The sequence below is a fragment of the Collinsella aerofaciens genome (genome assembly GCF_001405375.1).
GTDB lineage: Bacteria > Actinomycetota > Coriobacteriia > Coriobacteriales > Coriobacteriaceae > Collinsella > Collinsella aerofaciens_F.
This window is the reverse complement of the sequence record NZ_CYYP01000008.1, coordinates 31,526-47,499: the sequence shown is the minus strand read 5'-3', so window position 1 is coordinate 47,499 and position 15,974 is coordinate 31,526. Positions and strand designations below refer to the sequence as shown.

General features: G+C 61.1%; 13 protein-coding genes. 3 read left to right on the top strand and 10 right to left on the bottom strand.

All coding sequences use genetic code 11. The features are described 5' to 3' along the window. Nucleotides 1–110: 110 nt before the first annotated feature. Nucleotides 111–1,193 (top strand): iron-containing alcohol dehydrogenase family protein, encoded by a 1,083-nt coding sequence (locus tag ARB25_RS05385; RefSeq protein WP_055286419.1) that lies wholly within the window; start codon nt 111–113, stop codon nt 1,191–1,193. Nucleotides 1,194–1,244: 51 nt separating this feature from the next. Here ARB25_RS05385 and ARB25_RS05380 read toward each other — a convergent pair whose 3' ends face one another. Together ARB25_RS05380 and ftsH are read right to left on the bottom strand one after the other, a co-directional pair. Then, nucleotides 1,245–1,697: a 2-thiouracil desulfurase family protein gene (locus tag ARB25_RS05380; RefSeq protein ID WP_055286418.1), complete on the bottom strand. Its 453-nt coding sequence runs from the start codon at nt 1,695–1,697 to the stop codon at nt 1,245–1,247. Between the two features lie 76 nt (nt 1,698–1,773). Continuing rightward, nucleotides 1,774–3,666: an ATP-dependent zinc metalloprotease FtsH gene (gene ftsH / locus ARB25_RS05375; RefSeq protein ID WP_172676327.1), complete on the bottom strand. Its 1,893-nt coding sequence runs from the start codon at nt 3,664–3,666 to the stop codon at nt 1,774–1,776. A gap of 122 nt (nt 3,667–3,788) precedes the next feature. Between ftsH and ARB25_RS05370 the strand changes: the two genes are divergently transcribed. Then, the gene (locus ARB25_RS05370) at nt 3,789–4,244 is read left to right on the top strand and encodes a cob(I)yrinic acid a,c-diamide adenosyltransferase (protein WP_070100745.1); all 456 of its coding nucleotides are present in this window, start codon (nt 3,789–3,791) and stop codon (nt 4,242–4,244) included. A gap of 84 nt (nt 4,245–4,328) precedes the next feature. Here the strand turns inward: ARB25_RS05370 and ARB25_RS05365 are convergent, their stop codons facing one another. The 4 genes from ARB25_RS05365 to thyA form a co-directional block, all read right to left on the bottom strand. Further along, entirely contained in the window at nt 4,329–5,678 is a 1,350-nt protein-coding gene (locus tag ARB25_RS05365) for an MATE family efflux transporter (RefSeq protein ID WP_055286416.1), read from the bottom strand. Nucleotides 5,679–5,798: 120 nt separating this feature from the next. Continuing rightward, nucleotides 5,799–6,713, bottom strand: coding sequence for a TrmH family RNA methyltransferase (locus ARB25_RS05360; protein ID WP_055286414.1), 915 nt, complete (start codon nt 6,711–6,713; stop codon nt 5,799–5,801). 109 nt (nt 6,714–6,822) lie between these two features. Continuing rightward, entirely contained in the window at nt 6,823–7,341 is a 519-nt protein-coding gene (locus tag ARB25_RS05355) for a dihydrofolate reductase (RefSeq protein ID WP_055286412.1), read from the bottom strand. Between the two features lie 9 nt (nt 7,342–7,350). Continuing rightward, entirely contained in the window at nt 7,351–8,199 is an 849-nt protein-coding gene (thyA, locus tag ARB25_RS05350; RefSeq protein ID WP_055286410.1) for a thymidylate synthase, read from the bottom strand. A 218-nt stretch (nt 8,200–8,417) separates the two neighbouring features. Here thyA and ARB25_RS05345 point away from each other — a divergent pair, with 218 nt between their 5' ends. Then, nucleotides 8,418–9,182: a NifB/NifX family molybdenum-iron cluster-binding protein gene (locus ARB25_RS05345; RefSeq protein ID WP_055286408.1), complete on the top strand. Its 765-nt coding sequence runs from the start codon at nt 8,418–8,420 to the stop codon at nt 9,180–9,182. A gap of 115 nt (nt 9,183–9,297) precedes the next feature. On the opposite strand, the gene ffh is transcribed toward ARB25_RS05345, so the two are convergent. The 4 genes from ffh to rnc are packed head-to-tail and all read right to left on the bottom strand — an operon-like array spanning nt 9,298 to nt 15,973. After that, nucleotides 9,298–10,773 carry a signal recognition particle protein gene (ffh, locus tag ARB25_RS05340; protein ID WP_055286406.1) on the bottom strand — a complete coding sequence of 492 codons (1,476 nt, stop codon included), beginning with the start codon at nt 10,771–10,773 and terminating at the stop codon, nt 9,298–9,300. 10 nt (nt 10,774–10,783) lie between these two features. Continuing rightward, nucleotides 10,784–11,701: a signal recognition particle-docking protein FtsY gene (gene ftsY / locus ARB25_RS05335; protein WP_055286404.1), complete on the bottom strand. Its 918-nt coding sequence runs from the start codon at nt 11,699–11,701 to the stop codon at nt 10,784–10,786. Next, on the bottom strand, nt 11,701–15,237 hold the full coding sequence (gene smc / locus ARB25_RS05330; protein WP_055286402.1) for a chromosome segregation protein SMC: 3,537 nt from the start codon (nt 15,235–15,237) through the stop codon (nt 11,701–11,703). The genes ftsY and smc overlap by 1 nt, the downstream gene beginning before the upstream one ends. A gap of 10 nt (nt 15,238–15,247) precedes the next feature. Then, nucleotides 15,248–15,973, bottom strand: coding sequence for a ribonuclease III (gene rnc / locus ARB25_RS05325; RefSeq protein ID WP_055286400.1), 726 nt, complete (start codon nt 15,971–15,973; stop codon nt 15,248–15,250). Nucleotide 15,974: the final 1 nt, after the last annotated feature.

The window sequence follows — 15,974 nt, the reverse complement described above, 5'->3', positions numbered from 1 at the left end:
GGCGAAAAACCCTCAACACTGGTTTTATACGTTCGAAATTTCTCGCGGCTGTGTACCTTCTCTAGGAGCAAAATACCTGAAAGCACTTTATCGAAAGAAAGAAGGTTGCCATGCGCACGATTGGAATGAGTGATTATACCGTTGGCGAGGATTGCTTTGACGAGCTGCCCGGCGCGCTGGCCGAATACGAAGCGACCAAGGTCGCCATCATCGGTGGCAAGCGGGCACTGGCCGCAGCACTTCCCGGCATCGAAGCTGCACTGGCAGGTACCGACGTCGAGATTCTGGAGACGCGCGTCTACGGTACCAACAGCACGCGTGCCAATATCGCCAAGGTCGTGAACTCCCCTGCCTGCCAGGAAGCCGACGTGCTCATCGCATGCGGCGGCGGCAAGGCGCTCGACACCGTGAAGACCGCAGCCATCGAGCTCAAGAAGATCGTCTTCACCGTCCCGACGATCTGTTCTAACTGCTCCGCCGCGACCGCCATTGCCGTCGTGTACAACGACGACGGCTCGCTCGAGGGCTATTCGTACCCCAACCGACCGGCGCACATCTTCATCAACCCCAAGATCATCGCCGAAGCTCCGGCGGAGTACTTCTGGGCCGGCATGGGCGATGCCCTGTCTAAGCAGCCTGAGGTCGAATACGCCACGAGCGCCGGTAATTTGGAGCACACCGCCGGTCTTGGCCTGGCACTCGCCCACACCTGCTCCGAGCCGCTGTTTACCTATGGCGTCCAGGGGCTTGAGGACGTGCGCCAGGACCTGTCGAGCGAAGCCGTCAAGCAGATCGCGCTCGACATCGTGGTCAACACGGGCTATGTCTCGAACCTGACCAACCAAAACGATTACTACTACAACTCGAGCGTGGCACACGCGTTCTACAATGCGACGTGCAGCATTCCGCGCGAGGGAACCTATCTGCACGGCGAGGTCGTAAGCCTGGGCGTGCTCGTGCTGTTTGCCTATACGGGCGATACCGAGAACCTTGAGCGCTACGCCGCCTTTAACAAGCAGATGGGCCTACCCGTAACGCTTGAGCAGGTCGGGCTTTCCGAGGCAAACATCCCTGCCCTGTGCGAGTATGCCCACGCCACCAACGAGTGGAAGCAGGGTAACCCGGAGCCCTTCACCGACGAGAAGTTCGCCGCCGCCATAAAGGCCGCCAACGCCTACGGCCACACGCTCTAGGCCTAGCCCAAAACCACCACAAGGGAGCAGCACCTTTGTGGTGGTTTTTTATTACTCCAGCATGCTGGGGTCGAACTCGCTTGCCGGGATCACACGGTAGCCGTGGCGCAGGAGCAGGTCGACGAAAACACCGTTGCCCACGGTGAGCGTACCGCTGAACGTTCCGTCGTAGATGCGACCTACGCCACACGAGGGGCTGCGGTCCTGCAGGATGCACGCGGCGATCTCTTCCGGACCGCCCGCTTGCTCGCACATATCGAGCGCACGTTGAGCGCCTAGGCGAAACTCGCGATCGACCGAGATGCCCTCGCAGGTACGGACCTCGCCGTCCACGATCTCGGACGGCTTGCGCGGTGTGGGCAGGCCGCCAAAGACCTCAGGGCACACCAAGAGGACCTCGGTCCCCGTACGTTCGCAGGCCTCGACCAACGCGCGGTGGTAGTTGTCGAGCCCGTTATACTTGCAGCTCTCGCCCATCAAGCAGGCACTTACCACGATCTTCATATACAACTCTCCCCACGCAAAACGCCCCATTTGAGATAAACACTCAAATGGGGCGATTGACACTGCGCAACCAGTATTACTGCTGCTTTGGCATCAGCGGATTCTCACGCATGAGGAGATTCATGAACTCCTCACCCGTGATCGTCTCCTTCTTGTACAGATAACGAGCCAGCTCGTGGAGCTTGAACTTGTTCTCCTTCAGGATCTGCAGGGCGCGGTCGTGCGCATCCTCGATCAGCTTGGCGACAATCGCGTCCACGCGCTCGGCCGTACCGGGGGCGCAGGTGAGCGACGTGTCCTGGTTAAGGTACGCATTCTGAACGGTACCGAGTGCCATCATGCCAAACTCATCGGACATACCAAAGCGCGTCACCATGTTACGGGCGAGCTTGGTGGCCTGCTCGATATCGTTGGCGGCGCCGGTCGTCATCTCACCAAAGATGAGCTCCTCGGCTGCACGGCCACCGCAATAGACGGCGAGCTTGTCCAGGACCTCCTGGCGCGTGGTCAGGAAGCGCTCATCCTCCTCGACCTGCATGGTGTAGCCCAGAGCACCGCTCGTGCGCGGCACGATGGTGATCTTCGTGACCGGTGCAGAGCCCTTCTGGCGGGCGGCAACGATGGCATGGCCGATCTCGTGGTAAGAAACAACCTGCTTCTCGTGGTCGGACAGCACCGTGGACTTACGCTGCTGGCCGGCGATGACGACCTCCACCGACTCCTCAAAATCGTCCTGCGTAGCGCGCTTGCGGCCCTCACGGACGGCACGCAGGGCGCCCTCGTTGATGATATTGGCCAGGTCAGCGCCCGAGGCACCGGGCGTGGCGCGGGCAATCGCGGTCAGGTCGATCGGCGGCTGCGTCTTCACGCTCTTGGCATGCAGCTCGAGGATGTTCTTGCGGCCGGTCAGATCGGGCAGCTCAACGGGGATGCGGCGGTCAAAACGACCGGGGCGCAGCAGGGCCGGATCGAGGCTGTCGGGACGGTTGGTGGCGGCGAGGACAACGATACCCTTGTGGTTATCGAAGCCATCCATCTCGGTCAGCAACTGATTGAGCGTCTGCTCGCGCTCGTCGTTGCCGCTAAAGCCGCCGCCGTCACGCTTTTTGCCGATGGTATCGATCTCGTCGATAAACACAATGCACGGGGCCTTTTCCTTGGCCTGCTTAAACAGGTCGCGCACCTTGGCGGCGCCACGGCCGACGAACATCTCGACGAACTCAGAACCCGAAATGCTAAAAAACGGAACACCAGCCTCGCCGGCAACAGCCTTGGCTAGCAGGGTCTTACCGGTACCCGGAGGGCCAACAAGGAGAGCACCGCGCGGCAGCTTGGCGCCAATCTCCTCGTAGCGCTGGGGCTTCTCCAGAAAGTCGACGACCTCCTTGAGGGACTCCTTGGCCTCTTCCTGGCCGGCGACATCCTTAAAGGTCACGCCCACGTCCTTGGAGGCGATCACGCGCGCGCCGGACTTGCCCAGTCCACCGCCGCCAAAGCCACCGCCGCCAAAGTTCATCGAAGGACCGTCATCACCCATGGCCTTCTTCATGCGGCGGTTGAGCCACCAGCCGATCAGGAAGAAAATCGCCATGGGAAGGATGAGCGTAAGCAGGTAGTAGGTCATCAAACCCGAGTTTTTATCGGGAACGACCGACTCCAGCGAAGCGCCAGACTCAAGCACGCGATCGGTAAAGCCCGCATCATTCGGCACACCGGTCGTCTTATAGGCGATGTTCTCGTCCTCGCCCTTCTTGGTGTAATAAATCGTATAGTCGTCGGTGTTGTACTCGACCTTTTCGACGCTCTTCTTGTCGAGCGCTTTCACAAACGTCGAGTAATCGGTCTCCGTAATCTGCTGCGTGTGACCGATGTTGGGGAACAGAACGGTCGAGAGCACGAGGTAGACGACGAAGGCGATGAGCACGTAGAGGATCATATTCCGTCTACGCTTGTTGTCATCCATCTCCATCTGCTTGAACTCCATCTACTGGGGTTGATAATGCTTTCTAGAATACCCAACCCGGACGGCGATAAACCGACGCCGGGCACGAAAGGACAGAGATGGCATCACTGTAAGTCGGCAAGGTTCAAATCTATACAGGCGACGGCAAGGGCAAGACGACGGCTGCGCTGGGGCTCGCCTTGCGCGCGACGGGCTACGGACTCGACGTGCTTATGCTGCAGTTTGCCAAGAAACTGCACTGCGCCGAGCATGGTGCGGCGCCCCGTTTGGGTCTGCGCATCGTACAGGCCGACCGCGACACGCCCGAGGCCTGCGCGGCACAGATTCTGGAGCTCGCACACGAGCAGATATCACAGGTCGATGTTCTGATTTTGGACGAACTCGGCGAGGCCATGCGCCGAGGTTTCGTAACGCGCAAGGATGTGGAGGGGCTGATCGCACTGAAGCCTACCACCACAGAGCTCATGCTCACCGGCCGCGGGCTGCTGCCGTTGGCCGACCTCGCGGACTTAGTCACCGAAATGCGCCCCGTCAAACACTACTTCGACGAAGGCCTCTTAGCCCGCCAAGGCATCGAATACTAATTGATCCGAAGGGGACGGAGGAAAACGGATCATCGACATCGCGACGGAGAGCAATGATCCATTTTCCTCCGCCCCAAGGGATCATTAGGCGGTGGCGCGGCCGAGCCAGTTGCCGCTGTGGTGGTAGATGGTGAACATCGTGGCCGTGATGAGCCAGGTTACGGGGTAAACCAGCAGCAGGTGCTCAAGCGACGGATCGAACGGCATAATCGCAAACACCCAAATCACCCTGAGCACGACGGTGCCAAAAATCGTGAGCATCATGGGCTGCAAGCTCACGCCGGCACCACGAATGGAGCCCGACGCATTCTCGATAATCGAGAAAATCGCGTAGAACGGTGCGATAAAGTGAAGAATCGTCGTGGTGTACGCCGAAATCGAAGCATCATCGACAAACAGACGCGACAACGGACCCGAAAACACCAGCAGCACGGCAGACAGGCCACCAATGAGCATAAACGACAGCACGAGCGACGTATGGTAGCCCTTGCGCATGCGCTCGTAGTTGCGCGCGCCAAAGTTCTGTGCCGAGAACGTGGTGATCGACACGCCAAGCGCCTCGGTAACCATCCAGACAATGCCATCCAGGCGGCCCGAAAGACCCCAAGCCGTGGTGACATCGGCACCAAACGAGTTGACCGACACCTGAATCAAAACGTTGGAAATCGAATACGCAGCAGACTGAAAGCCAAGCGGCAGACCACACGAGATCATGCTCTTACAAATGCCAGGATCAATGCCGAGTTTGGACAGTGAAAGCCGCCACGCACCCGGTGCGCGCATCATACGAATCACGATCATCGTGGCATTGGAGCAAATGGTCAGCGCCACCGCGATGCCGCAGCCCAGAGCCTCCATATGAAGCACGGCAACGAAGATGACATCCAGCACCGCATTAACAAGGCAGCCGGAAGCGATGATCACAGCGGGCCCGCGCGTGTCGCCCACGGCGCGCAGCAATGCCGTTCCCATATTGAGCAGCAGCGCTGCAACCATGGCGGCAAAATAGCAACGGGCATAGGCCACGCCCTCGGCCAATAGTTCATGCGGCGTGTTCATAAGCACCAGCATGGGCTCAACGAACACTATGCCAAGAATCGAGAAAACGATACCGCCCACCAGCGCGAGCGTCATGGCCGTATGGACCGATCGGCTCAGGCGCTCGTCATCGTGCTGGCCAAAAAACTGGCCCGTAATGACCGCGCAGCCGGCACCGACGCCGACACAAAAGCCAATGCAGAGCTCCGTAAGCACCATCGTGGCCTGAATGCCACCCAGCGCGAGCTTGCCGCCAAACTGACCGACGATATAGGTACCGATAAGCGTGTATGCCTGCTGAAAAAACGAACTAAAGAAGATGGGAACGCACAGCGACAGCAGCTGCTGCCAAATGACACCCTGCGTTACATCGATAGCCGTAGATTTCTTAGCCACACGCCCTCCCCGCTAGCGTACGCCAAACAACACATCAATAGTACGGCAAAGCCGCAATCAGCTTAACACCGACCGAAGGCAGTCGAAACACCTCTGGCGGCAAAGTTCGAGAGCACCCCGCTAGTGATACAGCCCCGGCTGGTAGTGGTACTCGTTGCTCACATGCGGGCACAGCTGCCAAAAGGCGACAGCACTTGCCGCGGCCACGTTAAGCGAATCGACCCCGTGCGCCATCGGAATGCGCACGGCTCGGTCGCAGCCAGCAATGGTCTTGGCGCCTAAGCCAGCACCCTCGGTGCCCATAAAGATTGCCAGGCGGTCAATCTCCTGCAGCGCGGGATCGTCCAACGACACCGAATCATCCGTCAACGCCATCGCGGCACACGAAAAGCCGGCATCGTGCAGCGCCGCCAGCCCATCATGCGGCCATACGCGCGCCTCGCTGCCAATGCGTGTCCAGGGCACCTGGAACACCGTGCCCATGCTCACGCGGGCCGAGCGACGGTACAGCGGATCGCAGCACGTAGGGCTCACCAAAATGCCATCGACGTTCAGCGCAGCCGCCGAGCGGAAGATCGCGCCGACGTTGGTGTGGTCGACAATACCCTCGAGCACGCACACGCGCACCGGGCGCTCTCCCGCCGCCTCGACGACGCCGCCCAAGAACTCATCAACCGGAATCTGACGCGGGCGACGGAACGCCGCGAGCGCACCGCGCGTCACGTTAAAGCCCGTTAGCCGCTCCATAAGCTCCATCGAGGCCACGAACACGGGAACCGGGCCCGCACCTTCGCGTACCGCCAGGCGCTCAAACAGCGGCATCATCTGGTCGAGCCAGCGTTCGCCCAAAAGAAAGCTCACCGGCTCGTATCCGGCGCGCACCGCGCGCTCGATAACCTTGGCACTCTCGGCGATAAAGATGCCCTTTTGCGGCTCCAGCACGCAGCGCAGCTCGCGCTCGGTCAGTCGCACGTAGGCATCGAGCCGCTCGTCCTCGAGCGAATCGATTCGCAGCACCTCAACGGCATCAGTCATAGCAGCCAGCCCGCACCTTTCTTTACAGCACATCTATACCAAACGAGGCGACGCTAAGCGCCGCCCCATGCAATCAAATAACCCGATGATACCGTTCACGCCAGACGATTTACGCCTCAACGCGACGATACGTCACGAACTCATAATCGAGACCTTCGTCACCCTCGCCCGCGGCAATCGTGGCAACACCGCAACGCCGCGCAATCTCCCACGCGGGATCGGCATCCAAATCGGGAAAGTACGTATCCACGTCATGGATGCAATGGTTGTGCGTGACCTCGGCCTCGGTGCAATACGGCAAAAATTGCCGATACACCTCGCCGCCGCCAATCACCCACGCAACGGGCTCATCGGCCACGGCGGCCAAGGCCTCGTCAACGCTATACACCACGTCGACGCCCTCGGCAGCAAAGCTCTCGTCGCGGGTTAGTACGATATTGCGACGGTTCTTAAGCGGACGCCCACCGGGAAAACTCAGCAGCGTCTTGCGTCCCATAATGACCGGACAGCCTTTGGTGCACGCCACAAAATGGCGCATGTCGGCACGGTTGGACACGACCATGTCACCCTTGCACCCAATACCCCAGTCATCGCACACGGCGACAATGGCAGAAAGCTTACACGTCATGAGCGTCACCTACACCGCAATGGGGATGTTCTTGACCTGCGGGCCGTGCTCGTAGCCCTCGACGATGAGGTCATCGGTCGTAAACGCATAGAAATCGTGCACGTCGGGGTTAAGCGTTACCTTGGGCGCCGCAAACTGCGGACGCTCGATAAGTTCACGGACAATATCGACATGACGGTCGTAAATGTGGGCATCGGCAATCACATGCAGCAGCTCACCGGGAATCATATCGACCGACTGCGCGACCATCATCAGCAAAATGGCGTACTGGCACACATTCCAGTTGTTCGCGGCCAAAATGTCCTGGCTGCGCTGGTTGAGAATCATGTTGAGTGTGGGTTTATCGTCCTGCGGGCGCTGCGTGACGTTATAGGTCACGCTGTAGGCGCATGGATACAGGTGCATCTCGGACAGGTCGCTAAACACGTACGTGTTGGTCATGATGCGGCGACTGTACGGTGTGTGCTTAAGATCGTACAGCACACGGTCCATCTGGTCGAAATCGCCTTCGGCATAATGGCTCTTCTGGCCAATCTGATACCCGTAGGCCTTGCCGATGGAACCGGTCTCGTCGGCCCACTCATCCCAGATATGGCTGTTGAGGTCATGGACGTTATTTGACTTCTTTTGATAGATCCACAGGATCTCGTCCATCGCAGACTTAAGCGCCGTGCGACGCAGGGTGAGCGCGGGGAACTCCTCGCGTAGGTCGTAACGCGCCGTAACGCCAAAATTTTTAATGGTATAGGCAGGGGTGCCATCCTCCCACACCGGTCGGACCTTTTGACCCTCGGTGGTGGTGCCATGGTCCAGAATATCGCGGCACATGGATACAAACTGTTGATCAGCCTTACTCATTGACCCTCCTGTCGGTAGCCTATAGGCTATTTTTAATTCTATCCCAGGTGCGCGAGTGTCGGATTGGACACTTAGTTCGGCACATGCAATGCACGGCAGCGCGGCTCCGCAATCGCACACACAACTCCTCTGCATTTTCTGACATATGTCAATAATGCCTTGCGCTGCTCCACACATGCGTTATCCTATTGTTGACATATGTCAGATAAGGAGCGTGTATGGCGGGAAGACGCGAAAAACTGCGCCGCGTCGGGATCATCCCCGAATATCGCGGCTTTACCCCCGATGGCCTTGCCAGCGGAGACGCTATCGATATGACGGTCGATGAGCTCGAAGTACTGCGCCTGTGCGATCTGGAGGGCCTCAATCAGGAGGCCGTCGCCCTGCACATGGGCATCGCCCGCGCCACGGTGGCTGCAATCAGCAGTCGCGCGCATCGCAAGGTGGCAAACGCGCTGGTCAATGGACGGGCGATCGTCATCGAAGGCGGCAACATCGCGTACTCCCCCATCACCACGACGACGGCCGCATGGCCAGCAAAGGAGGTCGGCACCATGAGGGTGGCAACAACGTACGACAACGGCAACATCTTTATGCACTTTGGCCGCAGCGAGCAGTTCAAGATCTACGACATCCAGGATGGCAAGGTGCTCAACGAGCAGGTCGTAGGCACCGGTGGCACCGGCCACGGCGCCTTGGCGGGCCTGCTTGCCAACGGTGGCGTTGACACGCTCATTTGCGGCGGTATCGGCGGCGGCGCTATCAACGCGCTTGCCCAAGCCGGCATCACGGTCTATGCGGGCGCCCAGGGCAGCTGCGATGCCTGCGTCGAGGCCCTCATTGCCGGCACGCTCGCACAGAACGGCGAGGCCACCTGCGACTGTCATGGTCATGACCACGAGCACACCCATGAGCATGGCGAGTCCTGCGGCTGCCATGGCCATCACGAGCACGTGGGCCACGAGGGCTGCGGCTGCCACTAGCGGCAAGCACCTCGTCGAGAACACGCTTCCACGCGTGCGACACCAGCGAACAAACGGCGAAGGCCGCCTGGAATACCATCCAGGCGGCCTTCGCCATACACGACTCAACTAGTCGTTACTTCTTGTTGCGCATCTGCGCTTCCATCTGGCGCAGCAGGTCCATATCGGACTTGGGGCCGCCCGTTCCCAGGCCGCCCATGCCGCCCAGCCCCATAGCATCCAGACCGGGAATATTGGGCATGCGCATCTTTTTGCCCTTCTTACCCTTCTTGCCCTTCTTGCCGCCGGCCTGCGCCTGATTGGCCATCGTGCGCATGCGGCCCATCATCTTGTTCATCTCGCCCCACTGCTTCATAAGGCTATTGACCTCGGTGGGAGTCACACCGGCGCCCTTGGCAATGCGGGCACGGCGCTGACCGTTGATGATGGAGGGACGCAGGCGCTCCTCCTTGGTCATCGACATGATGATGGCCTCGTTCTTGTCGAAGATGCCCTCGTCCAGGTTACCGCCCATCTGATTGAGCGCACGCTGGCCGCCGGGGAGCATGCCCAGGATGCCCTTCATGCCGCCCATCTTCTTGACGGCCTTCATCTGGTCGAGCATGTCGTTCATGGTGAAGCCCTCGCGCAGCATACGCTCGGCAGCCTCGAGCTGCTCGGCGTCGGCCGCCTCCTGGGCCTTCTCAATAATGCCGACAACGTCGCCCATACCCAGAATGCGCTTGGCCATACGATCGGGATAGAACGGCTCCAGCGAATCGGGCTTCTCGCCCATGCTCACGAACTTGATGGGCTTACCGGTCACCTGGCGCACGGAAAGCGCGCCGCCGCCACGGGCATCGCCGTCGAGCTTGGAGATGATCACTCCGTCAAAGTCGGTGCGCTCGGCAAAGGTCGAGACGACGTTGACGATATCCTGGCCGGTCATGGCATCGACGACCATCAGCACCTGATCGGGCTTAACGGCCTTCTTGATGTCCACGGCCTCCTGCATCATCTGCTCATCGATCTGAAGACGTCCGGCGGTATCGACGATGACCACGTCGCGCAGGTGGTCGACGGCCTCCTGGATGGCGCCCTTGGCGATATCGACCGGGTGCGCACCGTCGCCGCGGAAGACCGGTACGCCGATCTCGCCACCGAGCGTGGCCAGCTGGTCGGCAGCAGCGGGACGGTAGACGTCGCACGCGGCGAGCAACGGCGAGCGACCCTGCTTCTTGAGCAGGTAGGCCAGCTTTACGGCAGCCGTGGTCTTACCGGAGCCCTGCAGGCCCACGAGCATGATGACATTGGGAATACGGTTGCTAAAGACGAGCATGCTCTCGGTGGAGCCGAGCATCTCGGTAAGCTCGTCGAGCACGATCTTGACGACGTTTTGCGCCGGAGAGAGCGACTCCATGACCTCTGCGGTCATGCAGCGCTCCTTAGTCTTGGCGACGAACTCCTTGACAACCTTAAAGTTAACGTCGGCCTCGAGCAGCGCCATGCGAATATCGCGCATGGCCGAAGTAATATCAGCCTCGGTCAGCTTGCCCTTGCCGCGCAGGCGGTCAAATGTGTCGTTGAGGCGATCGCTCAGGGAATCAAACACTAGTCACTCCTTAATTGGACTCGCCCACCAGGGCGCGGCAGAAATCTTTGGCATTGAACTCCTGCAGGTCATCGACCTGCTCGCCCACGCCGATGCGCAGGATCGGGAGCTTGAGCTTCTCGGCCACGGCCATGGCGATACCGCCCTTAGCCGTGCCGTCGAGCTTAGTCATGATAATACCGTCCAGGCCCAGCGCCTCGTTAAACTCGAGCGCCTGGTTCAGACCGTTTTGGCCCGTCGCGGCGTCGATCACAAGCACGACCGAAACCGGCATGGGACCGGCGGCCATATTGGCGGCGCGCTTACGGGTCACATTGACCACCTTGGCAAGCTCGCGCATGAGCTCAGGGCTCGTGTGTAGACGGCCGGCGGTATCGATAAGCACCAGGTCGCTGCCGCGCTTGTCGGCCTCGTCGAGCACGTCGTAGCAAACACTTGCCGGGTCGGAGCCGCGGTCGCGCTTGATGACGGGGACGCCAGCGCGCTGGCCCCACACATCAAGCTGCTCGATGGCGGCGGCGCGGAAGGTGTCGGCCGAACCGATCACCACGTTCTTGCCGCGGGCAGCCATGGCGCTCGCGATCTTACCGACCGTCGTGGTCTTGCCGGCACCGTTAATGCCCACAAACAGCACGCAGCTCGGCGTATCGGAGAACGGATCTCGCTCGATGGGCACAAAGTGCTGCTCAAGCTGCTCGGCCAGGGCGCGGCGAAGCTGCGGAGCGGTCTTGAGGTTCTTCTTGGCCGCGGCATCGCGCAGGTCATCGGAGACCTTGATAGCGACCTCGGCGCCCATGTCACCCATTACGAGGGTGTCCTCCAGGTCCTCCCAAAAATCCTCGTCGACCTCACCGCCAAAGTAGAAGACCTCGTTGAGGGCCTCGCGGCTGCGCTCAAGTCCGCGCGAGAGAGCATCGAAGAATCCCATTATGCATTCACGACCTTTCCGGTTTCGCGATCGAGTTTTTGCGAGACGACGCGACTGACGCCGTCGGCTTGCATCGAGACGCCATAGAGGACGTCAGCGTCCTCCATAGTACGGCGCTGATGCGAGATAACCAAGAGCTGCGTATCGGAACGCAGCACATCGAGCGCGCCGATGAGCTTGGACAGGTTAGCGTCATCAAGCGCCGCCTCGACCTCGTCCAGCACATAGAACGGAACCGTACGTGTGCGGTACACGGCAAAAAGCAGGGCGAGCGCCGTCAGACTCTTCTCGCCGCCCGACATGAGCATCATCTTGGTGATGCGCTTGCCGCGCGGCTGCGCCACGACCTCGATACCCGTCTCGGCAGGATGCTCGGGATCGGTCATCTCCAGATGAGCCTGGCCGCCCGGGAAGAGCATAGCGAAGATCTCGCGGAAGTTCGCGTCGACCTTCTCAAACGTCACCAGGAAGGCCTTCCGCATCTTGCGATCAATGGCCACCGTGATCTTGGTGAGCGCCTTGCGCGCGCTCTCCAGATCGGCCAGCTGCTCCTCGATGTAGTCGGCGCGGCGCTTGAGCTGCTCGTACTCCTCCATGGCAACTTGGTTAACGGGACCAAGGTTGTTGATCTGGCGCACAAGCTGGTTGAGTTCGCGCTCGGCGGCATCGCGGTCCGTGGGCACCGGAAGCATGAGCGCTTCCTCGAGCACCGTCGTGCCATCGGCGGTAATGGCCTTGATGGCAGCCTCGACCTGCACCTCGAGCTTGCCACGCGCGACCTTGAACTCGTTTTGCGCGGCGGAGGCGGTATCGACTCGCTCCTTAGCGCGGGCAACCTCTGCCTTGGCATCCTCGATGGTCTTCTTGAGCGAAGCGGAGTCCGCCTCCTCCAGAGAGGCCTGGTCACGCAGGCGCGCTGCCCAATCCGACGCGCGTTCCAACAGGGCAGAATAGCGTTCGTGCATGGGGTCGACGCGCAGGCGCAGCAGCTCGAGCGAGCGCGAAGCCTGGCGTGTTCCGCGGATACGACGGTCGATGCCCTCAAGACGATGCTCAAGGTCGGGCACGCGGCCCTTCAGCGAACGCAGGCGCTCGCTCGTCTGGGCCAGGCGCACCTTGGCATCGGCGAGCTTACCGGCGGCCTCGGAATCGTCACGGCGAACGCGATCGAGCTCATCGTTGGCCTCGGCAATCTGGAGACCCAGGTCGCTTGCCTGTGCACGCGCCTCGTCACGCGAACGGGTGAGCTCGTCAACGCGCGGGCGCGCGGCACGAACGGCCTCGGCAGCCTGCTCGCGGCGCTTGGAGATGCGCACGCGCTCGACCTCGGCATTGTGGGCGCTTTGCTCCAAGCGGCCGATCTCGGAGAGCAGCGAGCGGCGCTCGCCCTCAAGACGGGCGATCTCACCGGCGGCATCGCCCTCGGCGGCACGGGCCTCCTCGACGGCAACGTTGGCCTCGACGACTTGGTCCGAAGCATGCTCAAAGATGGCAGCCAGATCGGGTTCCAGGCCCTCGAGCTCACGGATGCGGCGCTTGCGCTCCAAGGCACCCAAAGCCTCGCCGGCATCAAGCCCCACGCGCACCAGGCCGCCGCAGGCGACGCGGGCGCCATCGGGGGTCACGTAAGTCACGCCTTCAACGACCGGCGCCGACAGCGCGGCAGCAAGATCGTCAACGACGTAATAGCCGCCGAGCAGCGCCTCGACGACGGGACCGTAGCCTGCGCGCACGGACAGACGATCAACCAGACGGGTACCGGAGGCGCCCTCAGCGGCGGTAGAGCCGCTCACGCCGCGCGCCACCAGCAGTGCCTCGCCCGAGGCCTTCTTTTGGTCCAGAGCCGCACGACCGGCACGCTCAAGCGTGGCGGCGTCATCAAACAGCAGCGCATCGATATCGCCGGCGAGCAATTGCTCAACCAGGCCCTCAAGCTCGCGCGGGGCCTCCAGCACGTCGCCCAGACGACCCAAGACATCGTCGCCCAGCGCACCCACCAGACGGCTCACGAGCGGCGAGCTGTCGGCCATGCGGGCATCGAGTTTCTTTTGGCTGGCAAGCTCCGAGCGCACCTCGGATAACTTGTTGCGTGCCTCGCTCTCACGGGCACGCAGGTCCTTCAGGGCCGCGCGTGCCGTCTCGGTGGCCTCACGCGCATCGACCTGAGCCTGGCGCGCTTCCTCAAGAGCGCCCTCAAGCTCCTCGGCGCGGTCGCGACGGCTCTCGAGCGAAGCCATGACCTCCTCGAGCTGCTCGTCGATCTGCTCCAGGCGCGAGGCATACATGTTGTCCTCGACCTCGGCATTGCTCAGCGAGTCCTTCACCTTGGCGAGCTCGAGCGCGGCGTTGTCGGCCACGCGCTGCACATCGCGTTGCTCACGCGTAAGCTGCGAAATCTGATTGTCGAGCGCCACGCGCCGCTCGTGGAGCTCTGCGGCGGCAGGACCAGCGGCGTCAACGTCCTCCTGGGCCTGCATGTGCGCGCCGGTCACTTCCTCAAGCTGCGCACGCGCGTCCTCGAGCTCCTCGACCACGCGACGACGCTGATGCTCGGAGCTCGAAATCTGCCCGCGCATGTCAGACAGGCGCGACACCATGTTGTGACCCTTTTCCTCGAGCAGGCGCATGTCGGAGTTAATACGGCCGACCACATCTTGCATATGGCGGCGCTGCTCGCCCAAGTCGCCCACAAACAGGCCCTTTTCCTCAAGCATAACCTGGAGCTTCTCGAGCTCGCGCTCCTTTTCGCTCATGCGGTACTGCGCAAGCTCCAGCTCGGCAGCACCTTCCTTGGAGCGGCTCTCCAGGTCGTTCCACTGCGACTGCAGCGAACGAAGCTCATCGACAGCCAGCATCTGCGTAAGCTCGTTCGCGCGCGAGGACAGCTCTTTGTACTTGCGCGCGCGATCGACCTGACGCTCCAGCGGTCGCAGCTGACGGGCGATTTCCTTATTGATGTCGCGGGCACGCATCAGGTGCTCGTCCATCGACTTAATCTTTTTGAGCGCTCGCTCCTTGCGGCGCTTGTGCTTGGAAATGCCGGCGGCCTCCTCGATGAGGGCGCGACGCTCCTCGGGGCGGCTCTGCAAAATGGCGTCGAGCTTGCCCTGGCTGATGATGGAATGCGTATCCTTGCCCAGGCCCGAATCGTGCAGGATGTCCTGAATGTCCATCAGGCGGCACGGACTCGAGTTGATGAGGTACTCGCTTTCGCCCGAGCGATACATGCGACGGGTGATGGCGACCTCGTCAAAGTCGACGGGCAACATATGGTCCGAGTTATCGAGCACCAGCGTGACCTCGGCGACACCCACCGGCTTGCGCGCCGACGAGCCCGAGAAGATGACATCCTCCATGGCCTGGCCGCGCAGCTGCTTGGCGCTCTGCTCGCCCAGGACCCACAGAATCGAGTCAGAGATGTTCGATTTTCCCGAGCCGTTTGGACCGACGATGACGGTCAGGCCCGGCTCAAACGTCATATGGGCGCGGTCGGCAAACGACTTGAACCCCTTGAGCGTAAGGGACTTGAGATACACGGTTCCTCGCTTACACGTGCTTCTTGTTCAGAATCACGCCGTTGGTGGTGTAACCCATGCGGTCGAGCGCTTCAAGCGCGGCAGCTCCCTCGGCTTCCTTCTTTGAGGAGCCGGAGCCGCGACCCTGGCGAATACCATCGATCAAAACCACAGCGGTAAAGGTGGGCGCATGCGCCGGGCCCTCGGAGCCAACGAGCTTGTACGCCGGGGGCTCGTGACCGTCGGCTTGCACGCACTCCTGCAAAAACGACTTGGGGTTCGCAGGATGCTCGGCACGCTCGGAAGCCAAATGCGGCTTAAGCGTACGGTGAATGAACTCCGCCGCAACGTCCCAGCCGGCATCCAGGTACAGCGCGCCCACGAGCGACTCATAGACGTTCTCGAGGGCCGAATGCAGGCCGCGCGCACCGGTACCGGTCTCGGAGGCACCAAAGATAATGATGTCGTCGATGCCCAACTCGTGAGAAACCTCGGACAGCGTGGCGCCCGAGACGAGCGACACCTTCAAGCGAGTGAGCTTGCCCTCGTCAAACTCGGGATAGGACTCAAACAGGGAGCGTGCGACCACAGCGCCCAAAATGGAATCGCCCAAGAACTCAAGGCGCTCATAGCTGGCAGAAACCGGCTGGCCCTCGACTGCCGAGGGATGCGTAAGGGCCGCGCGCAGCAGCACCTTATTGTTGAACTCGTGGCCCAGGATTTCCTGGGCGCGCGTAAGTCGTTCGGATAAAGCCAAG